Genomic DNA, 25,063 nt, shown 5'->3' on the forward strand with positions numbered 1-25,063 from the left:
TTTCAGTCAGATCAGTTGGGTATTGCATTTTTTTTTTTCAAATATCCAACTTCTGAAAACCGCCTAACAAAAATTTTTATACTTTTTTAAACAGGCTCTAAATAAAAATATATTTTAAATATAAAAATTTTCATACAACCTTATACCCCAATAATATACGGTATTTCAAAATTTAATGTACAAACTCAGTGATTCGGTTTTTTGCGACCCGGTAATTTAAGTTCAAATATAAAATCATTTTGCTGAAATGTTCGAAGTCAGAAATAGTAGCCTTCAGAGCCTAGTAAAGCTTTAATGCGACAAAACTTGACGTGTTTGAAATAGATTAACTATATCATATTCAGTTTGTTAAATGTGCTGTTGATTTTAAAATAAAACAGAATAATTGGTTTTTTAAATGTAATTTTACATTAAAATTATCAGTACCCTGTCATGTATGCTTTAGTAGATTGCAACAATTTTTTTGTTTCCTGCGAGAGAACTCTGGACCCGTCTCTTGAGGGAAAAGCTGTTGTGGTGCTTTCCAATAATGACGGATGCGTAGTGTCCAGAAGTAAAGAAGCAAAAGATCTGGGGATTCCTATGGCAGCTCCTGCTTTCAAATATAAAGACCTTTTCAAGCAGCATGATGTAAAAAGTTTCTCCGCAAAATTTGAGCTCTATAATTACAAAAGCCAGCGGGTTATTGAAATCTCAAGATCATACGTCCTGGAATATGAAGTTTACAGTATTGATGAGCTTTTTTTGGAGCTTTCAGGCTTTAAATATATAGATATCCGGGATTATTGCCTTAAGATCAAAAATGACATCAAAAATCAGGAAAGTATTCCTGTAAGCATAGGCATTGCTCCTACCAAAACGCTTTGTAAAGTCGCCAACAGGATCGTAAAAGAATTTCCGGATAAGTTTGAAGGTGTTTATACCCTCGATACTCCTGAAAAAATTGAAAAAGCTCTGAAATGGCTCAACATAGGTGATGTCTGGGGAATAGGGCGTAAACTTGCAGCAAAAATGAATGACAGTGGTGTTTATAAAGCCTGGGATCTCCTTCAGAAACCCGAAATATGGGTTCGGAAAATCATGGGGATCCACGGAGTAAGAATGATCAATGAGCTGAAAGGGATCCGCCAGCTCGAATTAGACAGTCCATCGCCTAAAAAGTCAATAGCAGTTACCCGAAGCTTTATGGAAATGCTTACCAAAAAAGAAGAAGTCCGGGAACGTGTGGAAACCTTTGGGATGTATTGCTCCGAAAGACTCCGTAAGCAAAATACATGCTGCAGAATGGTTACCGTTTTTGTCCAGACCAATCGTTTCAGAAAAGATCTTCCGGAATATAAAAATGCAATGACGCAAGTCCTTCCTAATCCTACGAATTCCTCTATTTTGATAGGTAGGGTAGTGAACGAGCTTTTTGAGGCTATTTACAGAGAAGGGTTCCATTACAAAAGAGCAGGGGTTATCGTCAATGATTTCGTTCCTGAAAACGAAAGACTGATCAGCCTCTTTGAAGAAGATACCCAAAACCAACATCTTCCCGTTATGAGAGCAATGGATGCCATGAATAAAAAATTCGGGAAAGATAAAGTACGTCTCGGAAGCATGAGCGGAGAGAATACATTCGGGCGGGCTAAACTTTCTCCGGAATACGAAGCTTTCTTAAAAAACAATACACTTCCTGAAGCCAATTTCAGGTTTCACTAATGTTTTAAAAATTTCTAATAAATCTATTTTCCGGTAAAAAAAATGCCGGTTTTTGAAACTTTGTCATCATAATTTATTAAAATTCCGAATTTTGATATTGTTTAAATATTTCTAACACTATAGTTATCAGTTAGTTAAGTTTATTCAGTTAATCTGTGTATTGTACAGGTGATTCACTTCAATCTATCTTTGCAAAGGAATTTTCACATTCTAAAAACCACAAATTACATGAAAAAAATAAACACAATGATGAAAAGTGTAGTGGCTGGAGGATGCTTTTTGATGAGTTTTGCCAATGCTCAAGTTGGTATTAATACATCAAGTCCTCAAGCCGTACTGCATACCGACGGTGCCAAAGATAATCCTGCCTCCGGAATTCCAACTGCTGCCCAGGCAGCTAATGATGTGGTATTCACTGCCAACGGAGAAATAGGCGTGGGAACCCTTGCTCCCGCAGTAAAAATAGACGCCCGGTCCGCTAATAATGCAGACAATTCTATTGGGATAGGAGAGACTACCCAGGCAGCATCTGTGGCAGGTTCAGGAGCGATGAGGTATAATCCGTTTAATGGTGGGAAAATGCAGTATTCAGACGGAATTGTCTGGCAGGATCTTATTTCTTCGCCTACAAAAGCTGTTGTAGTAGCTAACCTTCAGGCAGCTAATTTTGCAGTTAAAGTTCCTTATCAGGTTTCTACAGGAATTTCCGGATGGACGGAAATTTCTGACCCTACTGCTAATTTCACTCCCGCAACGGGCATTTTCACAGCGCCAAGAACCGGTGTTTACTTAATCTCTTTTACATATGACTTTGTAAGAGTCGCCCTTGCTTCAGGATATTTTTCCGAAGCAAGATATGTTGTGAACGGGAACACTGTCGTTAAAAAATGTGTAAAATCTTTTTCGAATACTTCAAAACAGGCACAGATTGCAGGTTCATGCGTGGCCGGCGTACAGCTCAATAAAGGAGATACTTTCCAGCCACATATTTACCAGTCGGTCTATAACGGAAGTTTAAGCCTGCGGACAGATATCACACCGGCTAGTAATGAGTACGGTTTTGTAAATCTTTCCATTGTAGAACAATAACACACTTGATATGAAAAAAAGATTAGCAATTGCCTTAATGATAGGTGGAAGTCTATTAATTAAGGCACAGATAGGAATCAATATGTCTGCTCCCGAAGCAATCCTTCATGTAGACGGACAGAAAAATACAGCTTCGGCAGTTCCGTCAAGCTATTATGATGATGTAGTCGTTACTTTTTCAGGAAATATGGGGGCTGGAACAAAATCACCCAAAGTAAGATTGGATTTAAGATCTGGTGAACACGTCAATGCTATAGGTATTGGCGGAACATCACAGACTGCTTCTGCAGCAAAAGCAGGTGCGATGAGGTACAATACCGGAACACAGGACTTAAGTTACTCCAATGGAACCTCATGGGTCACACTGGCACATAAAGCCACCAATGATTTTGTGGATGCAGAAAACTTTTCAACACAAAGTTTTACCAGTGGAACACAGGCAGCCGTTACTAACTGGACAAAAAAAACAGATGTTAATGGCAGTTTTAATTCAGGGACGGGAATTTTTATTGCTTCCAAAACCGGAGTATATATTGTCTCTTTTACATTTTCACTGGCTTCAGGGACTATTGCCAATGATTCACGTTATGAGACCCTGATTCAAACCAATTCCACCTCTTCAACAACCAATAAGGTCTTCAAATGTGTCGGAAGCTATCCGGGAACGAATTCCCTTTCCAACCGTGTTGCGGGAAACTGCTCCGGGATTTTCAACCTTAACAAAGGAGATAATATTACGGTGAGCCTCAATCAGGCTTTAGGAACTGCAAAAACATTAGATACGGACGGTTCACTGACTTCTCTAAGTATTTTCGGATTATAAAAACAGGAATGATGAAAAAAAGATATTTAATAATAATTTTAGCCTTAAGCTTCAATTTTGCATTTTCACAGGTTGGAGTTAATACACCGAACCCAGCAGGAATCCTTCATACCGATGGGCAAAAGGACAATCCCGTATCAGGATCTTCATTTACACCTGCCCAGCAGGCTAATGATGTTTTGATTACAAGCGCAGGAAGAGTAGGAGCGGGAACACACAGCCCGACTGTAAAAGTAGATGCCAGAAATTCAGGGGACGGAGCAATCGGTTTCGGAACTTCTTCACTTACGGCAGCAACGGCAGACGAAGGTGCCGTTCGCTACAATAGCGGAATGGAATATTCTAACGGAAATGAATGGCTGCCCTTGCTTACTGCCCAACCAGCCGTTAATAAGGTCATTGTTATTGCTGCAAAAACGGATAACACTGTAAAGTTGGTAACCCCGGCAGCAGCAGTTACAACAGGTCTTCAGAACCGCGCCAGCAATTACCTGGTAGGCTGGACGAAAGCTTTTGAGAGTAATTCCGGAAACAATTTCAATGCTGCGACGGGAATTTTTACAGCACCCCGGAACGGAGTTTATGTAGCTTCTTTTACTACAGATCTGGCTCCTCTTGCTATTAATTATACGACAGATCCTTTGAATCCAATACAAATAGAAGCGATCTGGCAGCTGTATGACAATACAGCAGGAGTACTTCCGGCAAATATTGTAAATACCGTGAAGTGTGTGAATACCATGTCTTCAAACAGCAACGGGAATATTGATGCAGGAAGTAACTGTACAGCTTCCTTTTATATGACTACAGGACAACGTTTGATGCCTTATATCTGGTTCAATTTAAATGGCTTAAATACAGCAGGCTTCTCACTGAATAATACGGGAGGCTATAACAACCTGACCATAGCGGAACAGTAATTACGATATTCCTTCCAGAGCTTTGATGAATGCAGAAGGGTGTATTCCTGTTATTTTTTTGAATTCAAGAGAGAATGCACTGTGAGAGGAGTATCCTGTGATTTCTGCAAGATGATTGATCTTGTATTTACGGTATTGAGGATCATTTTTTAACTTGTCAACAATATAATTGATCCTCAGATGATTGATGTATTGATTGAAATTGAAATTTTTGTGCTTCCTGATTACAGCAGACAGATATTTTGTATTCACATTCAGGGTATTCGATATATTATAACGTGAAATATTTTTGTTGTTAAAGCCAAAGCTCTCTTCGAAGGCCTTTAAGCCTGCTAAAATATGTTCCTCTGCTTCAGGTGAAATTTTTATATCAGCCGGAATGCTGTTTCCCGATTGATCTTCAGCCTCATGAGGATCCTCTTCGTATGCAACGGGGGTAATTCCCTGCTGATAAATTTGAGTTACAGTTTTTTTGTGTTTTTTTTGGAGGCTGATCATATTAAAAATAACTGTTCCCAAAACGAGAAGCAGCATGATACAGGCTGCAATCAGACCCTTTGAGAGGCTGTGGCTTTTAACCAGCTGGCTGTCGAAATTCTCTTCCTTTTGGGTAAGGGTTTTATTGACGGCCATTTTCTGATTGTAGGCAATGCTGTCTTTTAATTCAAGGTTCTCTAATTTATATTTCTGAACATTTTCAGGATCCTTCAATTTTTTGTAGGCTTCCTCAAGATTTTTTGTAATCTCTATTTTCTTTTCCGTAAAACCATATTTATTGGCAATTTTTAAAGCCTTTTGAAAATATGAAACAGCACTGTCCTGTTTATTCTGCTGTGAATATGAGAATCCGATATCATGGAGAATATTGGATCTCAGATAATAATTATCATTCCCAACCAGGGCAAGAGCCTTCGCGAAAAAAGACTGGGCTTCTTCAAACTTTTTAACTTCTGATAAATTATAACCCAGGTTAGTGTATGCCGAAACCAGAAGCTCATTTCTTCTCGGAATATTTTTGATCTGCTGAAATTCCCGGACTGCATTTTTAGAATAAGATTCTTTTTTTTGATATTCATTCTGATTAAAAAGGATCAGAAAAGAATTGTAGATCATTCCTTTCAGCTCATGTCCTTCATCCGTGTTTTCGTTTTTTATTTCGGACAACCCTTTATTTAAGCTTTCTGAAGCTTCTTTTAACAGTCCGAGTTTTGCATACTGTGTTCCCTGCATCCTGTAGGCAAGCGCCTTTCCAGGGGCATAATTGTTTTCTGTAGCGATTTTCAGTGCTTTTTCAGCAAAATCAAGACTTCCCTTGGCATCCGATCTTAGATAGCTGTTGAACGATTTCAGATAATAAGCTTTAGCAATATAATTAGGCTGATTTTTTCTCTGGGCAGAATCTATGATGGTATTCAGGACAATTTCCGAGCTGTCCGGATTTTTAGAGGTCAGTGACCGTGCGTATTTATATTGTCTCTCAAAATCAAAGTGTTGAGAGAATAGGGAATGTGAAAATATAAGGAAGAGAAAGAATATAATTTTTTTTTTCATCTGTTTTTGTTGTGTTTACTTTTTTTCGTATTTCCAGTTTCTGGATTTTCCTTCGGCTAGCCATTCCAAAGATTGTTCCATTCTTTTGTTTCTGGTTACTTCAGTTTTTGCTTCAGTGATCCAGCTGATATATTCTTTCCTGAAAGAAGGCGATTTTTTCTCAAAAACGGCCAAGGCATCTTTATTTTTATTCAAGGCATTTTGAAAATAATCAGGAATTTCCGTTTCCACTTTGGAGGGTGCTGCTTTTTTCATGGTAACCCCCATATCTGTAAGTTCCATCGCTTCTTTAATCGCCTTTTTAAGCTGAGGTTTTGAAGGCAGGTCTTCCATTTTGGTGAGCTTGCCTAAGCTGAACATTGAACTTCTTTCGGCTGTTGTTTCTATTTCCTTTAAAGTTTTCATCTCCTGGTGCAGCCAGAATCCGAGGCTGCAATACAGTTTGAAAGAAGTAATAGAGCAAAGTATTTTTCCTTTATACATGAAGGTAGGAAACTTCCATTTTATAGCTTCTTCTGCCTCAGGACAGCATTCATGAATAGTTTCCCTGAGATAATTTAAAATAGGTTTTGCAAAATCCGGAGATTTCTCAATGTACTCATCGACTTTTACATGATAATTTTCCATAGTTTTTACTGAAATAATGATACGGTTTCGTTGACAAGAAATTTTACCTGATCCGGTCTTCCCCTGTCATTTTTAGGGTTATTTCTGTAGCTTCCGGTTCTTACAATGACCATATTGTGTTCGGGAACCATAATAATATATTGTCCCTGCAGTCCCAGAAAATAATAATGTTTGATAGGATTATCATGGTTGATCCAGAGCCCCATTCCGTAGATCTCTTCAGATTTTTCCGTAGGTGTTCTCATCTGCTCTATAAAATCCCTGTTAAGGATCTGATGATCTCCCACCTTCCCGTCATCTAGAAACAGCTGTCCCAGCTTCGCATAATCTCTTGCATTGGAATGGATGCAGCAGTATGTTTTTTCCATCCCGTAATTATCCGTGCTCCATGAGGCATTCTGTTCCATTCCCATCGGGATCCAGAATTTTTCGGATAAATAACTTGCTAAAGTCTGATTCAGGGCTTTTTTCAAAGCAAATCCGAGGAGCTGGGTAGAGCCGCTCTGGTATTCATACCGGGTGCCGGGTTCTTCTTTAAACCTTCTCGAAAAAACTGCTTTAATCAGATCTTTGCCATAATAGGCTTTTGCATTCGGCAGAAAAGGATTATTGTAATTTTCATCCCAGTCAAGCCCTGCTTCCATTTGGGCTAAATTTTTAAGCGTGACATTGCTTCCGAATTGTTTTTCTTTAAATTCAGGATGAAAATCAGAAAGTTTTTCATCCATATTTTTAATGATACCTTCTTCCAGAGCTTTTCCTAGCAGCATGACAGTAACAGCCTTTGCCATGGAAAAAGAATTGGTCGGTGAAAGCTGATTATAGCCGTCCCAATACTGCTCATGAAGGATCTTGCCATTTTTTATGACAACAAAGGCAGCTGTTTTGGAATGTTTTAAATTTTCAATTACATTGCCCGGGAGTTCCTTATGATTGTATTCAGGGTCTTCCGCCCACAGTTCCGGCTCTTTCGTAGCGATGAAGTTTCCGGGAAAAAGTTTCCCATCGTCAATATAGGCGCTTGATTTTCCTTTAAGATACGTTTTGGAAATTCCGCTGAATAAATAATCGTATCCCAAAAGATAAACTGCAGCTGCACCTAAGGCTGCTCCGCCTATTACATATTTTAATACCTTCATATGATCATGAGTATCAGTCTCAAACAAATTTATAATAATTTTGATAAGAAAATGAGAAAGAAACGGTAAATAAACTATTTTTGCGATTAATGATGAAAAATATGACCAGAAAACTTATTGTATTCGTGTTTTTCATTTTTTCAGTGATGGGAGCTGCCCAGACCTATAAAATGATTGACACCGCAGACTATTTACAGAGAAAAGAATTTTTAAAAAGTTTTGCCGGAAATAACGAGGTTTTTATTAAAAAATTAAAATCGCAGTATTCTGGGAAGACAGGGACAGAACTGTCCAGGATTTACAAGGAATTCGGGACTGATTTTGAGAAACAGGTGAAAAACAAAGATTTTATTTTCAAGTCTGAATTTGAAACTGAAATAAAAAGCCTGATCCAGCGCCTCAAAAAAAACAATCCGAATATTCCCCAGGATCTGAAAATTTTGGTGGCGAGGGACAATACTCCTAATGCTTATTGCCTTGCAGACGGTACTTTCGTGATCAATATGGGCCTCTACAACTGGCTAAACAGCGAAGATCAGATTGCTGCCGTCATCACTCATGAGCTTGGACATAAACTTGATGAACACTCACTTAAAACATTTTTAAGCATTATTGAACAGAATCAACTAGATAAAATAACGGTTCAGAGTTTAAAGGAAACAACGGAAAAACGCAGCCATAGCCAAAATCAGAAGGCCTTTGATATCCTTAAAAACCGCGCTTATAAAAAAGGGGTGGAAAGAAGAAAACAGGAAATGAAGGCCGATTCGCTGGGGTATGTGATCTTTAAGAGCAGTGATTTTAAGAAAGCTGAATTCGTCAATGTCCTTCAACGGTTGCAGGATTTCGATACGATCTCTCCCCGTGAATTAAAAGTGGAAACCTATAAAAAGCTTTTTGATCTTCCCAAGCAGGCTTTCAATGAAAAGTGGATGAAAAAAGAAGATTTCTCACTGTATAATTATAATTTTTACAAAGAGAAGCTGGATAAAGATTCCCTGGCATCCCATCCTGAAATGTCCAGGAGAATTGAAAGACTCAAAAAAACATTCACTGAGCTGAAAACATCTGCAGAACCGGAAAAAGCCTCTGAGACCTTTACAACCCTAAAGAAAATGGCCAGAATGGAAATCCTTCCCAATTATTTTCATTCCGAAGATTATGGACTGGGGATTTATGTAGCCATGCAGTTCCTGCAGGACGGCGAAGAGGAAAAATATTATAAAGGCTGGCTGGGCAAATGCTTTTCAAAAATATATGAAGCCCGGAAAAATTACAACCTGAACCGTTATCTGGACAGGATTGAACCTAAAAATCAAAGTGAAAGCTATCAGCAGTTCCTGAACTTTATGTGGAATCTAAGCCTTGATGACATTAAAAATATAGCAGATTTTTACCAGAGCAGCTACCAAATAAAAGAATCCTGATGCACCATCAGGATTCCTATTTTTTAGTAATTCAGTTTTTCTAAGCGAATCTTATTGAATTTTTCTTTTTCGTTGTACTCCCGGAGAAGGATATAGCCTTCTTTTCCAACATACGGTGTAACGGCATAATTGTCTTTCTCAGAAATAGGAATGATTTCCTGCTTGAACTTTCCATCTATAACCGTGTTGATGAAAAGATTCCATTTTTTCTGTTTGGTAACTTCATCTTTCTGGTAGTCGCGGTAGAAGAAAACAACATCTTTCCCGCCGTTGAGGTACTGGGAGAAAAGATAATCGCTGTTCACCCATTTCGTTTTTTCCTTTTCAAAAACCTTGATATTTTTGATCTTGAAATCTTTATCCGTATAAATATAAACTAAATCGGTCGTTTTAGGGGCGTTATATTGGCCGGCCGGTTTGTATTTTTCAGTAAGGATCCCAACGCTTCCGTCATTCATAAAATACATATCCTTGGTCTGAAGCATATAGCCGCTTTCTACCATTCCGTTGGCATTGATTTTCGGAAGGAATGATGCAAAGTCCGGCTTGAAATTGATCTCTTTCGTGTCTACGGTAAAATCAGATTTGTTGACCATCATTCTGGCATAGCCTATAAAATCATATTTGGCGAAATTTCTTCCCAGTAGAACAATCTTGTCGTCAAATGTTTTATCATTGTCAAGACTGCTGCCATAGCCCAGAGAGAAACTGTCGATGAGGTCGATAGTTGTATCGGAAAGCCCGGTGACAGGTTTATTGGCAGCCTCTTTTCCTGTTTTCATATCAATTACAACAAGGCTGAAAGATTTTTTATCATCATCCACCTTTTTCATGATGCAGTACATATAGTTCTCATCTCTTTCCAGAACGGATAATGTGGAGAATACTTTTTTATTCCCGTCCGTATTGTATTTGTATCTCCAAAGCTCCTTTTTATTATCGTCGAATTTAATAATGCTGTTGCTGTTCACATATTTTCCATAGTCTTTATATTCTATGGCAAAATAACCACCTTCTTTCACTTCTCCCACAGCCGAAACATAGTTGTAGCCCTTTTCTTTTTTCTCCTCACGGTTTTCTTTGCGTTGTGCTTTCCAGTTTTTGGGCTCGTTGATCTCTTTGAAAGTACCATCCTCTAAATAATCATAGTACACTTTTCTCTTAATAGTATTGGTTTTCGGATCTATTACCATAGAAACCGGTGTGAAGACCTCCCTGCTTTTTACCAGGGAATAATCCATCATGGAAGGTTTCAAAATGATTTGTCCCTTAAAATCAACATAACCAAGGTAAGAGCCTGCTGTAATATCTCCTTCAAATTCTTTGTTGGCAACGGGGTTAAGGTTTTTGTCCAAAATTACATATTCGAATTTCTTAGTCTTATCGCCTGCTTTTCCGTAAGAATAAAGAGAGACGTAGCCATAAAGATTATCTTTATCATCGAACAGGGCATTCATGCCTACATGATCACCGGCTGCGAGTGTTGTAAGGTCTTGTGTCTGGGAATAGGATAAAGTCTGGAACAATCCAAAGAGCAGAAAATATATTTTTTTCATAATTATTATTTTTCCAAAAATAATAAATTAAGACATACACCGGACAAGTTTCATTTTCTTTATTAATATTCTAAATAAAACAGAGAAGCAGGAAAATTTTGTCTGATGAAGAAAGTATATGATGCTGAGCTTTTCTGAATATGAAAAACCTTATAGGTCTTCAAGACCTATAAGGTTTGTATTGTAAGTATCTTCTCTGCAGATTCGAAAGAATCAGCGTCATTTGCCCAATCTGTGCGAGGTTTTTAAAATAGATGTTTATGCTAATAAATAACAATAAAAAAGCCCCAAATGGGGCTTGAGTCTATAGTTTAGAAAGTAAATTTCTGAAGTTTGTTTTCTCGTCGATGATCCTTCTTAATTCGGATACAGGAACTCTTTCCTGCTGCATTGTATCCCGGTCTCTTATCGTTACCGTATGATCCGTTAAAGAATCATGGTCGATGGTGATACAGTAAGGAGTACCGATGGCATCCTGTCTTCTGTAACGTTTTCCGATGGCATCCTTTTCTTCGTAGAATAAGTTGAAATCATATTTCAGATCATTGAAAATCTTTTCTGCGTATTCCGCAAGACCATCTTTTTTCATCAATGGAAGAATGGCCGCTTTAATTGGTGCTAAAGCCGGAGGTAAAGATAAAACCGTTCTTTCTGAACCATCTTCCAATACTTCGTCTTTCAGACAGTGAGAGAAGATAGAAAGGAATAATCTGTCTAAACCTACCGATGTTTCCACAACATAAGGGACATAGTTTTCATTTCTTTCAGGATCGAAGAACTGAAGTTTTCTTCCTGAAAATTCCTCATGAGCTTTTAAATCGAAATCCGTTCTGGAGTGAATACCTTCCAGTTCTTTAAATCCGAATGGGAAGTTAAATTCAATATCAGCTGCTGCATTCGCATAGTGAGCCAGTTTTTCGTGATCGTGGAATCTGTAGTTGTCATCACCTAAACCTAAAGCGAGGTGCCAGTTCAGGCGTTTTGTTTTCCACTGCTCATAGAACTCAAGTTCAGTTCCCGGAGCTACAAAAAACTGCATTTCCATTTGTTCAAATTCACGCATTCTGAAGATAAACTGTCTGGCAACAATCTCATTTCTGAATGCTTTACCAATTTGAGCAATACCAAAAGGAAGTCTGTGACGTGAAGTCTTCTGTACATTCAGGAAGTTAACGAAGATACCCTGAGCCGTTTCCGGTCTTAGATAAAGATCCATCGCAGAATCTGCAGAAGCACCTAATTTAGTTCCGAACATCAGGTTAAACTGTCTTACTTCCGTCCAGTTTTTAGAACCGGTATCCGGATCAGCAATTTCCAGTTCTTCAATTAAGGCTTTTACATCAGCAAGATCTTCATTTTCAAGAGATTTTGCCAGTCTTGAAAGAATAGCTTCTCTTTTTGCTCTGTATTCAAGAATCTTTGGATTCGTTGCAACAAATTGATCTTTATCGAAAGCATCACCGAATCTTTTCGCGGCCTTTTCAATTTCTTTATTCTCTTTGTCTTCAATTTTAGCACAGTAATCTTCTACCAAAACATCCGCTCTGAAACGTTTTTTAGAATCTTTATTGTCAATCAATGGATCGTTGAAAGCGTCTACGTGGCCCGATGCCTTCCATGTGGTAGGGTGCATAAGGATCGCCGAATCAATGCCGACAATATTTTCGTTAAGCTGTACCATAGCTTTCCACCAATACTGTTTGATATTGTTTTTTAATTCGGCACCGTTCTGTCCATAATCATAAACAGCGGATAAACCGTCATAGATCTCACTGGAAGGGAAAATAAAACCATATTCTTTAGCGTGAGAAATCACTTTCTTGAAAACATCTTCTTGCTTTGCCATAATTTTTTTACGTCTGATGTGCAAAAATATGAATTTGGATTCCAAAATCATGGAATTCAGTAAAAAAAGAGTGTATTAACCGAAAAAATAGGTGTTTATCCAATTTTCCAATTATACTATACATTATAAACCTTCGTGGAAATGAAAAAATAAAGCAGGTAACAGCGCGAAGTTTCATGCAATTTTTAAGGAGCCGGGAACCTGCTGTCCGCTGTATCTTTTGCTTTGCAAAAGGATGCCGCTGCCATCAGGGCTAAATCAGTATAAAATTTCTACTTTTGTCCCATGTTAGAAATTCTTTATCGCGACGAGCATCTTATTGCCATCAACAAACCCAGCGGATTACTGGTTCATAAATCTTTTTATGCGGGAGAAGCCGATACGTATGCCATTCAGGAGTTGAAGAAACAGATTGGACAAAAAGTTTTTCCTGTACATCGGTTAGACCGAAAAACTTCAGGTGTTTTGCTGTTCACTTTAGATAAAGAAACATTGAGAACGATGAGCGATCAGTTTGCATCACGGGAAGTTGAAAAGAAATACATAGCAATTCTTCGTGGATGGGCAAAAGAAGAAGAAACGATTGATTACGATTTGATTAATGAAAATGAAGTTAAGCAGAATGCAATCACTTATTATCGCCGTTTACAGACTTCAGAAATCAATTTACCTTTTTTAAAACATCAGACTTCCAGATATTGTCTGGTAGAAGCCATTCCTGAAACGGGAAGATTTCATCAGTTGAGAAAACATTTTAAACATATTCTGCATCCGATTTTAGGTTGTCGGAAACACGGTTGCAATAAACAGAATAAATTGTGGCTCCAAACATTTGACATCAACAAAATGACACTTCACGCCCATCAATTAATTTTTAATCATCCTATTTCTAACGAAAAAATTACGGTAAATGCCACTATAGATGATGAGTTCAAAAGAGTAGGTGATATTTTGAATTTCGATTTAAGTTCGTATTCTTAAGTTAAACGCAAAGATTGTATTAATAAACTTTCTATGTTATAGAGCAAGTTTCTAGGAAATATCCTTGTCAAGGTTTTAAACCTTGACAAGGATAAAAACTATTGTGTTTTATAGATGGTGTTTATAAAACAATTTGATAAAATATCATAGGTTAGCTGAACATTAATTTTAAATTGAGTATTTTTGTAAAACTTTTTTTCAATGTACAAAAGTATCATCAGACCCATTCTCTTTAAATTTGATCCCGAAGAAGTTCATCATTTTACATTTTCAATGCTTAAAAATTTTGGATTTCTTACCAAATTATTTTTGCCCAAACCTATTGAAGACAAGCGACTGGAAAGAGAAGTTTTCGGATTGAAATTTAAAAATCCTGTAGGGTTGGCTGCGGGTTTTGATAAAAATGCGGTCTTGTTCAATGAGTTGGGTGATCTTGGTTTCGGATTTGTAGAAATCGGAACCGTAACACCAAAAGCTCAGGCAGGAAATCCTAAGAAGAGATTATTCCGTCTCATTGAAGATGGTGGAATTATCAACAGAATGGGTTTTAACAATGATGGTCTTGAAGCTGCTATAGAAAAACTCAAAGGAAATAAAGGGAAAATAATCATCGGTGGAAATATCGGAAAAAACACCAATACAAGCCCAGAAAACTATACCCAGGATTATCTGGACTGTTTTGAAGGCCTTCATCCCCATGTAGATTATTTCGTCCTGAATGTAAGCTGTCCGAATGTGGGAAGCCACGCCAAACTGGAAGATGTGGAATATCTGCGTGAGCTGATTACAGCAGTAAAGAAAATCAATCAATCGAAATCTGTACAGAAACCTATATTACTGAAAATCGCTCCGGATCTTAATAACAACCAGTTAGATGAAATTGTCGAATTGATTGCAGAGACAAAAATTGACGGAGTCATTGTTTCCAATACATCTGTCAACCGGGAAGGCTTAAAAACTTCACCAGAGGCTTTAGCAGAAATAGGAAATGGTGGATTGAGTGGAAAACCTATCCGTGAAAGAAGTACAAAAATGATCAAATATCTTTCCGATAAAAGCAACAGAGCTTTCCCGATCATTGGAGTAGGAGGAATTCATAGTGCAAAAGATGCAATAGAGAAACTGGATGCAGGAGCAAGTCTGGTACAGCTTTACACCGGATTTATCTACGAAGGTCCGGAACTGATCAATAACATCAATAAAGAACTTTTAAAAAGAGCCGGCAGGCTTCCAAGATAAGACAAAGAGAGTTGAGAAGCTCTCTTTTTATTTTTGATTTTGTTACTTTGATTTGGAAACAGAAGCATTTTTTATATCCACTGTCAGAATATAAGGAGGATTATTATATGATTTTTTAATATTAAACTGTAGTATATTAGCATTTTTGGTTTTTACCTTTTGTGTTTCAGATATTCCTTCAAGGCAACTTTCAGTAAGAAATTCTTCATAGTTTTTATAATTCCAGTTCTTGGTAAAATACAAAACCCTGTATCCTTTTTCACCATCACTGGCTCCACACATTCCGCAAAAATTAAAATTGGACAAGTTTTCAAAATAAAGCAATATTCTATTTCCTATACTATAAGCGGCTGTTGATAATAATGTATTTCCCCCCAGCCTATTCATGAAATCAAAAGTATTGAGCTTCTTATTGCCAGGAAGAAGTAAATAATTGTTATACCGGTAGATCATTGGATTGCTGGTATATAATTTAGCCGGTTGTGACTGTTTTCCCATATAGAAAGTCCCGGAAACATTCTGTTTTTTATCACTTCTTTCAAATAAAAGGGACTCCTTAGGTTTTAAAAAGCGGGCAATGCTGTCTGTTTTTTCCACTTTACGCGGAGAAGTGATAGCTTTCCTTAATTCTTTTGCATAATATTTATGTCTGTTTCCAAAATTATAGAGATAGAGCACCCCCAAATCATAAATTCCTGTTAGTGGAATTTTCTTCTGATATTTGTCGTAATAGTACCATCCGTCTACAAAATGCTGGTACTGGTTACAGTCAACAATTCCAGTGTAATTAAGCTGCATGGTAACCGGAACTCCCGAAATTTCCCCTTTGAAGATCTGTGAGGAATCTGTTACTGCTTTTAATTCAACTTTTTGACAGAAACAAAGCGCAAAAAGAGGAAATAGCAAAATGATAAATAGTTTTTTCATGGTTGGTTTTGATAGTTTTTAGAGGAAGAAATTGGCGATGGTGTAGATGATCAGGCCGACAAGTCCTCCAACAAGCGTTCCATTGACCCGGATAAACTGCAGGTCTTTTCCCACTTCCAGCTCCAGTTTCTCGCTTAGCTCTTTGCCCTGCCAGTTTCCTACGGTGGAACTGATGAGGTTTCCGAACTGATGAGTGTTTTTAAGAATATATTTATAAGCAGTCACCCGAACCCAATGATCTATCTTATTCTGAAGATTTTCATCCGTTTTTAAATTTTCGGAAAATTCATTCAGGTTTTTAGTGAGGTAGGTTTTTAAAGAAGATTGGTCATCCTGTAACTCCTTCATCAGAGTTTTCTTAATGGAAACCCAAATGTCATTAGAGTATTCATCAAGTTTATCATTTTTCAGAAGGCCATTTTTGATGGTTTTAAATTCATCATCCCATTTCGGATCTTCCTTCAGATCGGTAGAAAAATCATGGATCTTCCGGGTAATCAGATTTCGGATTTCATGGTCAGGATCTTCTTCTATCTCCCTGAAAAAATCTGAAAGTCCGCTGGCAATTTTATCTGCAATTTTATTGTCAACAAAAGAAGGGATGAATGAATAACTTCCTTTCTGTACGCGTTCTTTGATCATTTCATCATTTTCGATGATATAATCTTTGATCTGCTTGGAAAGATTGGTAACGATTCTCTGGTGGTCATTTTTTTCCAGGATATAACTGATACCATTTCCCACCACCTTATTAAGCTTGATATCATCCGTCATTTCTGAAACTTTCTTGCTGATAAACTGGCTCACAGAAGTATCATCGAGTTTATTGAGAATATCCAGAACAATATCCGAAAGATTTCTGATCAGGATTTCCTGGCTTTTTTCTTTGCCAAGCCATTCTCCGACGAAATTCGAAATTTTAAGCTTCTGGATATACGGACGAATATTTTGAGGCGAAAGAAAATTACTCACGACAAAACTGCCGAGATTATCACCCAGCCTCTGTTTACTGTTTTCGATGAGGTTCGTATGAGGAATAGGAAGCCCAAGCGGATGCCTGAAAAGAGCAGTCACAGCGAACCAGTCTGCTAAGGCTCCAACCATTCCTGCCTCGGAAAAAGCCCTCACATAGCCAAGCCAATGAGATGGATTCGACTTCTGAAGTAGGGTAGTGGCAATAAAAATAACGGCCATCAGTACAAATAATCCGGTGGCAAACATTTTATATTTTCTCAGTTGTTTTCTTTTCGCTTCGTCATTCATATTCTCAAATTTACTAAATTTGGTAATGAAACCATCATTATAACTAGGATGGAATTCAGGACTAAAATGTAGAATGAAATTTTTAGTTTTCATCATATTATTAACCTTTTTGCAGGCATGTCTGCAGAACACCCAATCTATTAAAACCTTTCCTATGGAAAATAAAGAAGCAAAAAATAATCCATACTATTCCAGAACCGATACTTCAAAACTTGATGTTTCTAATGATGAATGGAAAAAGATCCTTACCCCGGATTTATATGCTATTGCCAGAGAGGCTGCTACAGAAAGAGCGTTTACCGGAAAGTATAATGAATTTGATGAAACCGGTGATTATTATTGTGCTGTCTGCGGGAATCATCTTTTCCGTTCTACTTCAAAATTTGCGAGCAGCTGCGGATGGCCAAGCTTTTTCGAGGCAGACAAAGAAGGTGTTTATTACAAGAGAGACACTGCGTATGGAATGGAAAGAGTGGAAGTGCTTTGCAAACGGTGTGACTCCCATCTCGGACATGTTTTTGATGATGGTCCGAAACCTACGGGACTGCGGTATTGTATGAATTCTGTAAGCCTGGAATTTGTTCCGGATTAGCCAAAAAATATAGCTTTAATTCACAAAATCAGGACGTTAAAGTTTCTTAAATTCAGTTAAACTTTGTAGACTTATAAGTGTCTGGTAATTATGTTTTTATAATTTTGCCTCACTAATTTGGAATTTAATATTATTGAATGAAAGGAATTTATAGTGTATTAGGCCTGGTGTATATGGTCACGACTTCATTCTATCTTTCGCCGGGAAAGGCAGTAAAGAATGAGAATGTCAATACAGCAAAAATTGTAAAAGTAGCAGAAACGAAATCTGAGAAGACCGCTGGTACAGCATCTTCGTCAGAAGAATTGTACAAATCAATTCCATTTGACCCTGAACATGAACTGAATTACGAAGTTTTCGCAAAAGCATTGACAGGTTTTGAAAATTTAAAAAAAGCAGGATTGCTGAACCAAGACTCGCATTTATTGACTATCTGCGATTTTTCTATGTCTTCGAATACAAAAAGACTTTGGGTAATTGATACCAATGAGAAAAAGGTACTGTTCAATTCACTGGTAGCACACGGAAAAAATACAGGCGAAGAATTTGCGTCGAATTTTTCTAATACGGAAAGTTCGCTGCAGAGCAGCTTAGGATTTTATATCACAGATGCTACTTACCAGGGAGACAACGGATATTCTTTGAAATTGTTGGGGATGGATAAAGGTTTTAATGATGCCGCCTACAGAAGAGCTATCGTGATGCACGGAGCAGATTATGTAAGCGACGAGTTTGCATCCATGCACAAAAGAATAGGAAGAAGCTGGGGATGTCCGGCGGTTCCGAAAGCATTGACGCAGCCAATCATTAATACCATAAAAGGGCGAAATTGCCTTTTTATTTATTATCCCGATCAGAAATACCTTTCTTCTTCGGAATGGCTGAGGTCTTAATTCAGAGTAATTATTGTATAAAAATAGTATAATTTGAAAAGCACAAGTGATTCTGTTCCTGCCGTAAGGCTCGTGAATAGTCCTGATGGGACCAGTAATTTCGAAATAGGAAGAATTCCTACTTTGAAGCAGATGAACACAACCGCTTTTTGGATAAGTACGACCACTGAAGAGTGGGAAAAAGAGGTGCACACTGCCCCGCGAAAGCAATATGTGGTAACGCTGAAAGGCAAGATCAGGTTTAAAGTGAGTAATGGTTCCACATTCCTTATCGAACCGGGAATTATCCTTTTAGCAGAAGATGTAGAAGGCGAGGGGCACAGTTGGAAAATAGAAGAAGGTGAACAATGGGAAAGGTTATATATTCCAATGACAGACAATGCGGATGATTTTTTTATACAAGATTCTGAGTAAAAGATCTGTCATTTAAGAAAGTAATAAATTTCTTAAAAAAAGAATGAAAGGCAAAAAGCAGTCAATTTTGACTGCTTTTGTTGTTATTTAACCTGAATTTGGGTTACTGATTTTGGTTTTATCCTTGTCAGGGATAATTAAGCAGATTCTGTTAAACCTGTAAATTAAAAACCATTCAATTAACCGTTGAATTTTTTAAAAACCAAACTCGCATTATGTCCTCCAAATCCAAAGGCATTGCTTAACGCGAAATTAATATCCTTTTCTTTAGCTTCCCCAAAAACGATATTTACATCTTTCGGAATGCTTTCATCAATATGATGAAGATTGATAGTAGGAGGGATAATTCCTTTTTCCACAGCCTTGATAGAAAGGATGGCTTCTGCGGCGCCTGCAGCACCCAGTAAATGCCCTGTCATGGATTTTGTAGCACTGATATCAAGATTTTTATTTCCTCCGAATAATGTACTGATCGCTTTCAACTCTACCAGATCTCCAAGCGGAGTGGAAGTAGCATGAGGGTTCAGATAATCAAGATCTTCAATATTGGCACCAGCTTCTTTCATAGCCAGCTGCATGGCTTTAATGGCACTGACTCCCTCCGGATGAGGTGCAGTCATATGATACGCATCTGCGGTCATAGCAGCACCAGCCAGTTCAGCATAAATTTTGGCTCCTCTTGCTTTGGCATGCTCATACTCTTCAAGGATCAAAGCGCCGGCACCTTCACCCATGACAAAACCGTCTCTGTCTGCATCGTAAGGACGGCTTGCTGTGGCGAAATCATCATTTCTGGTGGACATTGCTTTCATAACTGAGAAACCACCCACAGAAGCAGGCGTAATAGCTGCTTCAGAACCGCCGCTCACAATCACTTTAGCTTTTCCAAGACGGATATAGTTGAACGCATCCATCAATGCGGTGTTTCCTGTTGCACAGGCTGAAATGGTTGTATAATTGATTCCCTGCAGTCCGAATTTCATAGAGATCATTCCTGAAGCCATATTGGCAATAAATTTAGGAACAAAGAAAGGATTGAATTTTGGCGTTCCGTCTCCGTCTGCAAAATTCATAACCTCAGTTTCAAATGTGATCATGCCGCCTTGTCCGGTTCCCCAGATCACACCCGTATCGAATGGGTCCATTTTCTCGAATTCGAGCCCCGAATCCTGAATTGCTTCAGTAGAAGCATACATTGCATATTGTGAAAATAGGTCACTCCTTTTTATTTCATTATGGGTCAGGTATACTTTCGGATCAAAGTTTTTCACTTCACAGGCGAAGTGCACTTTAAATTTCTCTGAATCAAAATGGGTAATTATACCTGCTCCACTGACACCGTTAATGCTATTTTGCCAAAAATCTTCGACATTGTTCCCCAAAGGCGTTACCGCGCCCAGTCCTGTAATGACAACTCTTTTCATACTTAGTTATTAATTTTGAATAGATTAGAGGTTCCCCTGGCAATCAGTCTTGTTTTGTCTGCGTTCCATATTTCGCATTGTGCATTGACAAACTGCCTGCCTCTTTTTATAATTTTCGTTTCGGCTACAATATTATCATTTTCTTTTGCAGTTGAAAAATAATCGATCACATTATTGATGGTCGTTATGAAAGAATTTTCGTTCAGGGAGAACATTGTGGCTCCAATAATGTCGTCAACGATGGCTGCAGTGACACCGCCATGAAGGTTTCCGATCAGGTTAAGCCATTCCGGTCTCACGGTATATTGGAATTCAAGATGTCCTTCTTCTGCAGAAACTACAATAGGGTTGAGCCATTTCATAAACGGAGATGGCGATTGGTCAAATTCCTTTCCAATGAATTGCTGCAGTTGTGTTAATCTGTCCATATTTTTCTTTTTACTTTTCTAAAATCATAGTTACACCCTGTCCGCGCGCAGCACAAATAGAGATGAAGCCTTTCCCACTGCCCTTTTCGTGGAGGAGTTTTGCTAAGGTACCGATTATTCTTCCGCCGGTAGCTGCAAAAGGGTGTGCTACTGCAAGGCTTCCACCTTTTACATTCAGTTTATCCCTGTCAATTTTCCCCAGTGCTTTTTCCAGTCCGAATTTTTTAGCAAGATCATCATTTTCCCATATCTTGATGGTGGCAAGGACCTGTGCGGCAAAAGCTTCATGAATTTCATAATAATCAAAATCTTCCAGACTCATTCCTGCCTTTTTAAGCATTCTGTCTGCTGCAAAAACAGGGGCAAGAAGTAGATTTTGTTTGTTTTCTACATATTCAATTCCTGCCACTTCTGAGAAAGTAATATAGGCTAAAACAGGAAGACCATTGGCATTGGCCCATTCTTCACTGGCCAGAAGTACGGCAGAAGCGCCGTCTGTAAAAGGAGTTGAATTTCCGGCAGTCAGAGTTCCGTTCTCTTTATCAAAAGCAGGCTTCAGCTGTGAAAGTTTTTCAAGGCTGGTATCTCTGCGAAGATTATTGTCTTTATCTAAGCCGAAAGCGGGAATGATCATATCATCAAAAAATCCTTCATCATAAGCTTTGGCCATGTTTCTGTGACTTTTGAATGCCAATTCATCCTGCTCCTCACGGGAAATCTGGTAATATTTTGCTGTAATTTCCGTATGCCCACCCATCACCAGACCGGTTTTCGGTTCCTGTCCTCTGTAAGGAATAGGCATCCAGTCTTTCAACTTTGGACTTAACAGTTGTTTAAGTTTTTTAAATACTGATTTTTCTTTATTGGCTTTTAACAAGGCTTTCCTTAATCTCGGTGCGGATTCAAACGGAATATTACTCATTGCTTCAACGCCACAGGCAATTCCACTTTCTATCTGTCCCAACGCAATTTTATTTCCAATGTATACGGCTGCCTCAATTCCGGTATCACAGGCTTGCTGAAGATCACATGCTGGAGTAGCAGGATCAAGCGCAGTATTCATCACTGTTTCTCTGATGAGGTTGCTCTCTGAAATATGTTTGATAACGGCACCTCCAGCTACCTCGCCTAAGAGTTTTCCCTGTAAATGATATTTGTTAATCAGTCCGTTGAGAGACGCTTCCAGAAGCTCCTGGTTATCCAGGTCTGCATAGGCTGTATTAATTCTGGCAAAAGGAATTCTGCTGTATCCTACAATGGCCACTTTTTTTGTTTCCATATTGAAAAGTTTTATGATGGAAGTATTTTTAGCTCTTTATCGATCATGAATAATATTCTGTCTAAAGCCAGGTTTAAGTATTTTTCATCTTCTGTTGTTTTGGAAAGAAGAATTCCGCCCTCAATGAGCATAATAAATAGTGACCCGTATGCGTCAGCATCGATATCCGGGTGTATTTCTCCTGTTTTCTGCCCCTCAATAATGACGGCTGTTATTTTTTTGATCCAGCCTTCAAACGATTGGGTCACCTGTTTCTTCAGGCTGGGGAAGGTATCATCAGCTTCGGTGGCGGCATTCATCAGAGGGCAGCCTCCATTTTCAAAGACTGCTTTCCAGTTTTTACGGTAAAAACTGACAAAAGCATTTAACTTATCAATCGTAGTTGGAAATTCCTCTCCTAAAGATCTGGCCATACTTTTAGACAGAAGACTGGAGTTGTATTTGTAAACTTCAAGCGCAACCTGATCCTTATTGTCAAAGTTTCCGTAGATACTGCCTTTGGTAAGGCCCGTAGCTTCAGTAATGTCAGATAAAGATGTAGACAGATAACCCTTGGTATTGAACAAAGAAGCTGTTTTCTCAATAATAAACTGTTTGGTCTTTTCTGCTTTTGACATTTTAAGTATTTAATATACTGCAAATATACATAAAATATACCGATTGGTATATTTTGTTTTGAAATTGTGTGCTTTACTTTAACAAATATGCTACTGAAAAGGTTCTGCTACAAAAGGAACAAAAGTTTTAAGACACTTAAGTTGATCTAAAGTTTAAAATCATTGTGCTAAAGAAGATCACTTAAGTTTTTTGAAAATCTTTGATTTTCATAATCTATTGAAGTCTAATAAAAAAATCTGTGTAATCTTTGTGATCTGTGGGAAAAACTTTTCTGCTTAATTTGAGAATTTCAGATAAAATGTTTTCACCAAAAAAATAAACCATTAAGATCTTTTAAGCAGTAAGATTAATCAAGAATCTGCCAGCGGATAGAAGCAGTTTACTTAAAAATATTGTTTGATATTCTTAACCTTCCTTAATCACTTAAAAAAAATCTTAATGGTTCAATAAGAATTTTGCTGTTATTGAGTTAAAGTAGCACTCAAAGTAATTTCGAAATTGAAAGCTGCACTTACAGGACAACCTTCTTCTGCAATTTTAGCATATTTTTGGAATTCCTCTTCTGAAAGTCCCGGAACTTTTGCGGTAAGAGTCAGTTCAGATTTTGTGATTTTTCCAACGCTTGGATCTAGGGTGATCACAGAGGTTGTTTTTAATTCTTCAGGAGTAAAACCAGCCTGGGAAAGCTCGGCACTCAGTTTCATCGTAAAACATCCTGCATGTGCTGCTGCCAATAATTCTTCGGGATTTGTCCCTACTCCGTCTGCGAAACGGCTGTTGAAAGAATACTGTGTTTCGTTTAAAGTTGTGCTTTGAGTAGTTAAGTGTCCTTTACCTTCTTTGATGTTACCGTTCCAAACGGCTGTTGCGTTACGTCTCATAATGTTTGTTTTGTTGTTGTTTTAATATGTTGTTTTGATGATACAAAGATAGAGCGGTTGTAAACCGGAATCAATGGATAAAAAGCCTTAAATATTGTACTTTTTTCCCGATAAGTAATTTTTGAAACTTTATCATGATAAAATCTATACTACATTCATAGTCCGAAATTAAAAAGTATTTTAAATGTCATATCTGAATTAAGTTCTACTGATGGCCTTGGATTTTTATAGTGGCTTCTAAAAATAACCGTCGCCTCATATAATTTAGCTAAAGATACAAAAAGGCGTTTTGAAATTATCAACAGAATACATCTATTATTTAAAAGCATTATTGTTATTTATAATAGACATTAATTTAAATTCTAATTTGCTGTTTTTATTAAAAATAAAGAAAAAATAAAAATTATATATTAATTGATTGGTTTTTTATCAAATTTGTAAAAAGTTCTGTATTGAATAATAACTTTAATTTTTTCAAAGATTAGATGAGCAAGCTAGAAAATATTTTGAGAGAAATAACTCCATTATCTCCCGAGGACAGCTTTCTTGTGTTTGACCGGATAAAGGCTTCTTTTGATTTTCCGTATCATTATCATCCGGAGATCGAGATCAATTTTATCAGCAAAGGAAAGGGATACCGCCGTATGATCGGTGATCACACAGGGGAGATTGGCGATATCGAACTGGTGTTGGTGGGTCCCAATCTTCCGCACTGCTGGGCCAATCATAAATGCAAAAACAGGAAAACCCATGAAATCACAGTGCAGTTCAATCAGGATTTTTTTAATCAGTCCATGATGGATAAAAATATCCTGAAACCTATCAGCAACCTGATGAAGGACTCCATCCGGGGCATTTTATTTTCTCAGGAAACGGCAGAAAAGCTTAAAGACTCTTTTTTCAACTTATCCAAAATGAACAGTTTTGAATCTTTTATTGAGATCATGAAAATTCTTAATGAACTGGCCATTGCCGAAGACAAGACATTGTTATCCTCTTACAGTATAGAGCTTGAAACCTTTGCCGATAATGATAAAATGAAGATTGTTCATGATTTTGTCCATAAGAATTTTGAAAGCAAAATAACACTCCATGATGCTGCATCCCTTATCAATATGAGCAGCGTAACCTTCAATAGGTTCATCAAGAAAAGAACAGGCAAAACCTTTGTGAATTATCTGAATGAAATCAGGATCAGCTATGCGGCAAGATGGCTCATGGAGAAAAATCTGACGGTTTTTGAGACTGCATTTGAAGCTGGTTTTAATAATATCGCCAATTTTAATAAAGTTTTCAAGTCTATTAAAAAAACAACCCCTACAGAGTTTAAAGAGCTTTTTAAAGGAGTGAAAAAAATCGAGTAATCCTTTTATATTAAATAAATACATTTTAATCATAAGATCCGGATAGTTGTATCCGGATTTTTTTGATGTAATCAAATG

23 protein-coding genes are annotated in these 25,063 nt (G+C 37.7%); 11 read left to right on the plus strand and 12 right to left on the minus strand.

What is annotated here, in order from left to right; translation table 11 throughout:
- Positions 1-432: 432 nt before the first annotated feature.
- The 4 genes from DRF61_RS15705 to DRF61_RS15720 all read left to right on the plus strand — a co-directional run bounded on the left by DRF61_RS15705 (position 433) and on the right by DRF61_RS15720 (position 4,536).
- Complete coding sequence (locus tag DRF61_RS15705; RefSeq protein ID WP_111958734.1) at positions 433-1,704, plus strand: Y-family DNA polymerase; 1,272 nt, start codon at positions 433-435, stop codon at positions 1,702-1,704.
- A gap of 228 nt (positions 1,705-1,932) precedes the next feature.
- Complete coding sequence (locus DRF61_RS15710) at positions 1,933-2,793, plus strand: complement C1q domain-containing protein (RefSeq protein WP_111958736.1); 861 nt, start codon at positions 1,933-1,935, stop codon at positions 2,791-2,793.
- Positions 2,794-2,803: 10 nt separating this feature from the next.
- Positions 2,804-3,616 carry a hypothetical protein gene (locus DRF61_RS15715; RefSeq protein ID WP_111958738.1) on the plus strand — a complete coding sequence of 271 codons (813 nt, stop codon included), beginning with the start codon at positions 2,804-2,806 and terminating at the stop codon, positions 3,614-3,616.
- An 8-nt stretch (positions 3,617-3,624) separates the two neighbouring features.
- Entirely contained in the window at positions 3,625-4,536 is a 912-nt protein-coding gene (locus DRF61_RS15720) for a complement C1q domain-containing protein (protein ID WP_146897159.1), read from the plus strand.
- Here the strand turns inward: DRF61_RS15720 and DRF61_RS15725 are convergent, their stop codons facing one another.
- The 3 genes from DRF61_RS15725 to DRF61_RS15735 are packed head-to-tail and all read right to left on the minus strand — an operon-like array spanning position 4,537 to position 7,853.
- Positions 4,537-6,087, minus strand: coding sequence for a tetratricopeptide repeat protein (locus DRF61_RS15725; protein WP_111958742.1), 1,551 nt, complete (start codon positions 6,085-6,087; stop codon positions 4,537-4,539).
- A 15-nt stretch (positions 6,088-6,102) separates the two neighbouring features.
- Positions 6,103-6,714: a YdeI/OmpD-associated family protein gene (locus tag DRF61_RS15730; protein WP_111958744.1), complete on the minus strand. Its 612-nt coding sequence runs from the start codon at positions 6,712-6,714 to the stop codon at positions 6,103-6,105.
- A 5-nt stretch (positions 6,715-6,719) separates the two neighbouring features.
- A complete protein-coding gene (locus DRF61_RS15735) occupies positions 6,720-7,853 on the minus strand; it encodes a serine hydrolase domain-containing protein (protein ID WP_111958746.1) in 1,134 nt (377 codons plus the stop codon).
- 101 nt (positions 7,854-7,954) lie between these two features.
- Here DRF61_RS15735 and DRF61_RS15740 point away from each other — a divergent pair, with 101 nt between their 5' ends.
- Entirely contained in the window at positions 7,955-9,280 is a 1,326-nt protein-coding gene (locus tag DRF61_RS15740) for a M48 family metalloprotease (RefSeq protein WP_228452686.1), read from the plus strand.
- Positions 9,281-9,303: 23 nt separating this feature from the next.
- Here DRF61_RS15740 and DRF61_RS15745 read toward each other — a convergent pair whose 3' ends face one another.
- Together DRF61_RS15745 and DRF61_RS15750 are read right to left on the minus strand one after the other, a co-directional pair.
- On the minus strand, positions 9,304-10,836 hold the full coding sequence (locus tag DRF61_RS15745; RefSeq protein WP_111958748.1) for a hypothetical protein: 1,533 nt from the start codon (positions 10,834-10,836) through the stop codon (positions 9,304-9,306).
- A 304-nt stretch (positions 10,837-11,140) separates the two neighbouring features.
- The gene (locus DRF61_RS15750) at positions 11,141-12,682 is read right to left on the minus strand and encodes a glycine--tRNA ligase (RefSeq protein WP_111959008.1); all 1,542 of its coding nucleotides are present in this window, start codon (positions 12,680-12,682) and stop codon (positions 11,141-11,143) included.
- 285 nt (positions 12,683-12,967) lie between these two features.
- On the opposite strand from DRF61_RS15750, the gene DRF61_RS15755 reads away from it, so the two are divergent.
- Both DRF61_RS15755 and DRF61_RS15760 read left to right on the plus strand, forming a co-directional pair.
- Positions 12,968-13,663, plus strand: a complete 696-nt coding sequence (locus tag DRF61_RS15755) for a pseudouridine synthase (RefSeq protein ID WP_111958750.1) — start codon at positions 12,968-12,970, stop codon at positions 13,661-13,663.
- Between the two features lie 201 nt (positions 13,664-13,864).
- The gene (locus DRF61_RS15760; protein ID WP_111958752.1) at positions 13,865-14,902 is read left to right on the plus strand and encodes a quinone-dependent dihydroorotate dehydrogenase; all 1,038 of its coding nucleotides are present in this window, start codon (positions 13,865-13,867) and stop codon (positions 14,900-14,902) included.
- A 42-nt stretch (positions 14,903-14,944) separates the two neighbouring features.
- Here DRF61_RS15760 and DRF61_RS15765 read toward each other — a convergent pair whose 3' ends face one another.
- Both DRF61_RS15765 and DRF61_RS15770 read right to left on the minus strand, forming a co-directional pair.
- A complete protein-coding gene (locus DRF61_RS15765; RefSeq protein ID WP_111958754.1) occupies positions 14,945-15,829 on the minus strand; it encodes a hypothetical protein in 885 nt (294 codons plus the stop codon).
- An 18-nt stretch (positions 15,830-15,847) separates the two neighbouring features.
- Positions 15,848-17,092, minus strand: coding sequence for a DUF445 domain-containing protein (locus DRF61_RS15770; protein WP_111959010.1), 1,245 nt, complete (start codon positions 17,090-17,092; stop codon positions 15,848-15,850).
- 154 nt (positions 17,093-17,246) lie between these two features.
- Between DRF61_RS15770 and msrB the strand changes: the two genes are divergently transcribed.
- The 3 genes from msrB (at position 17,247) to DRF61_RS15785 (ending at position 18,991) form a co-directional block, all read left to right on the plus strand.
- A complete protein-coding gene (msrB, locus tag DRF61_RS15775) occupies positions 17,247-17,684 on the plus strand; it encodes a peptide-methionine (R)-S-oxide reductase MsrB (protein WP_174772328.1) in 438 nt (145 codons plus the stop codon).
- A 137-nt stretch (positions 17,685-17,821) separates the two neighbouring features.
- The gene (locus DRF61_RS15780) at positions 17,822-18,577 is read left to right on the plus strand and encodes a murein L,D-transpeptidase catalytic domain family protein (protein WP_111958758.1); all 756 of its coding nucleotides are present in this window, start codon (positions 17,822-17,824) and stop codon (positions 18,575-18,577) included.
- Positions 18,578-18,610: 33 nt separating this feature from the next.
- Positions 18,611-18,991 carry a cupin domain-containing protein gene (locus DRF61_RS15785; RefSeq protein ID WP_111958760.1) on the plus strand — a complete coding sequence of 127 codons (381 nt, stop codon included), beginning with the start codon at positions 18,611-18,613 and terminating at the stop codon, positions 18,989-18,991.
- A gap of 179 nt (positions 18,992-19,170) precedes the next feature.
- On the opposite strand, the gene fabF is transcribed toward DRF61_RS15785, so the two are convergent.
- The 5 genes from fabF to DRF61_RS15810 all read right to left on the minus strand — a co-directional run bounded on the left by fabF (position 19,171) and on the right by DRF61_RS15810 (position 23,621).
- On the minus strand, positions 19,171-20,415 hold the full coding sequence (fabF, locus tag DRF61_RS15790) for a beta-ketoacyl-ACP synthase II (RefSeq protein ID WP_111958762.1): 1,245 nt from the start codon (positions 20,413-20,415) through the stop codon (positions 19,171-19,173).
- 2 nt (positions 20,416-20,417) lie between these two features.
- Positions 20,418-20,843, minus strand: coding sequence for a PaaI family thioesterase (locus DRF61_RS15795; RefSeq protein ID WP_111958764.1), 426 nt, complete (start codon positions 20,841-20,843; stop codon positions 20,418-20,420).
- Between the two features lie 10 nt (positions 20,844-20,853).
- On the minus strand, positions 20,854-22,122 hold the full coding sequence (locus DRF61_RS15800; protein ID WP_111958766.1) for an acetyl-CoA C-acetyltransferase: 1,269 nt from the start codon (positions 22,120-22,122) through the stop codon (positions 20,854-20,856).
- 11 nt (positions 22,123-22,133) lie between these two features.
- Entirely contained in the window at positions 22,134-22,739 is a 606-nt protein-coding gene (locus tag DRF61_RS15805) for a TetR/AcrR family transcriptional regulator (protein ID WP_111958768.1), read from the minus strand.
- A 462-nt stretch (positions 22,740-23,201) separates the two neighbouring features.
- Positions 23,202-23,621 (minus strand): OsmC family protein, encoded by a 420-nt coding sequence (locus DRF61_RS15810; RefSeq protein WP_111958770.1) that lies wholly within the window; start codon positions 23,619-23,621, stop codon positions 23,202-23,204.
- A 485-nt stretch (positions 23,622-24,106) separates the two neighbouring features.
- Here DRF61_RS15810 and DRF61_RS15815 point away from each other — a divergent pair, with 485 nt between their 5' ends.
- Positions 24,107-24,985 carry an AraC family transcriptional regulator gene (locus DRF61_RS15815; protein WP_111958772.1) on the plus strand — a complete coding sequence of 293 codons (879 nt, stop codon included), beginning with the start codon at positions 24,107-24,109 and terminating at the stop codon, positions 24,983-24,985.
- Positions 24,986-25,063 lie beyond the last annotated feature (78 nt).

Origin of the sequence: Chryseobacterium lathyri (genome assembly GCF_003290185.1) — a bacterium.
Taxonomy (GTDB): Bacteria; Bacteroidota; Bacteroidia; order Flavobacteriales; family Weeksellaceae; genus Chryseobacterium; species Chryseobacterium lathyri.

Bases quoted from the DNA above. Each gene is read 5' to 3' on its own strand.
- DRF61_RS15715 (WP_111958738.1), top strand. From the start codon at position 2,804: ATGAAAAAAAGATTAGCAATTGCCTTAATGATAGGTGGAAGTCTATTA.
- DRF61_RS15810 (WP_111958770.1), bottom strand. From the start codon at position 23,621: ATGAGACGTAACGCAACAGCCGTTTGGAACGGTAACATCAAAGAAGGT.
- DRF61_RS15805 (WP_111958768.1), bottom strand. From the start codon at position 22,739: ATGTCAAAAGCAGAAAAGACCAAACAGTTTATTATTGAGAAAACAGCT.
- DRF61_RS15725 (WP_111958742.1), bottom strand. From the start codon at position 6,087: ATGAAAAAAAAAATTATATTCTTTCTCTTCCTTATATTTTCACATTCC.
- DRF61_RS15760 (WP_111958752.1), top strand. From the start codon at position 13,865: ATGTACAAAAGTATCATCAGACCCATTCTCTTTAAATTTGATCCCGAA.
- DRF61_RS15710 (WP_111958736.1), top strand. From the start codon at position 1,933: ATGAAAAAAATAAACACAATGATGAAAAGTGTAGTGGCTGGAGGATGC.
- DRF61_RS15815 (WP_111958772.1), top strand. From the start codon at position 24,107: ATGAGCAAGCTAGAAAATATTTTGAGAGAAATAACTCCATTATCTCCC.
- DRF61_RS15750 (WP_111959008.1), bottom strand. From the start codon at position 12,682: ATGGCAAAGCAAGAAGATGTTTTCAAGAAAGTGATTTCTCACGCTAAA.
- DRF61_RS15735 (WP_111958746.1), bottom strand. From the start codon at position 7,853: ATGAAGGTATTAAAATATGTAATAGGCGGAGCAGCCTTAGGTGCAGCT.
- DRF61_RS15780 (WP_111958758.1), top strand. From the start codon at position 17,822: ATGAAAGGAATTTATAGTGTATTAGGCCTGGTGTATATGGTCACGACT.
- DRF61_RS15745 (WP_111958748.1), bottom strand. From the start codon at position 10,836: ATGAAAAAAATATATTTTCTGCTCTTTGGATTGTTCCAGACTTTATCC.
- fabF (WP_111958762.1), bottom strand. From the start codon at position 20,415: ATGAAAAGAGTTGTCATTACAGGACTGGGCGCGGTAACGCCTTTGGGG.
- DRF61_RS15800 (WP_111958766.1), bottom strand. From the start codon at position 22,122: ATGGAAACAAAAAAAGTGGCCATTGTAGGATACAGCAGAATTCCTTTT.
- DRF61_RS15765 (WP_111958754.1), bottom strand. From the start codon at position 15,829: ATGAAAAAACTATTTATCATTTTGCTATTTCCTCTTTTTGCGCTTTGT.
- DRF61_RS15770 (WP_111959010.1), bottom strand. From the start codon at position 17,092: ATGAATGACGAAGCGAAAAGAAAACAACTGAGAAAATATAAAATGTTT.
- DRF61_RS15720 (WP_146897159.1), top strand. From the start codon at position 3,625: ATGATGAAAAAAAGATATTTAATAATAATTTTAGCCTTAAGCTTCAAT.
- DRF61_RS15795 (WP_111958764.1), bottom strand. From the start codon at position 20,843: ATGGACAGATTAACACAACTGCAGCAATTCATTGGAAAGGAATTTGAC.
- DRF61_RS15705 (WP_111958734.1), top strand. From the start codon at position 433: ATGTATGCTTTAGTAGATTGCAACAATTTTTTTGTTTCCTGCGAGAGA.
- DRF61_RS15755 (WP_111958750.1), top strand. From the start codon at position 12,968: ATGTTAGAAATTCTTTATCGCGACGAGCATCTTATTGCCATCAACAAA.
- DRF61_RS15740 (WP_228452686.1), top strand. From the start codon at position 7,955: ATGACCAGAAAACTTATTGTATTCGTGTTTTTCATTTTTTCAGTGATG.
- DRF61_RS15730 (WP_111958744.1), bottom strand. From the start codon at position 6,714: ATGGAAAATTATCATGTAAAAGTCGATGAGTACATTGAGAAATCTCCG.
- msrB (WP_174772328.1), top strand. From the start codon at position 17,247: ATGGAAAATAAAGAAGCAAAAAATAATCCATACTATTCCAGAACCGAT.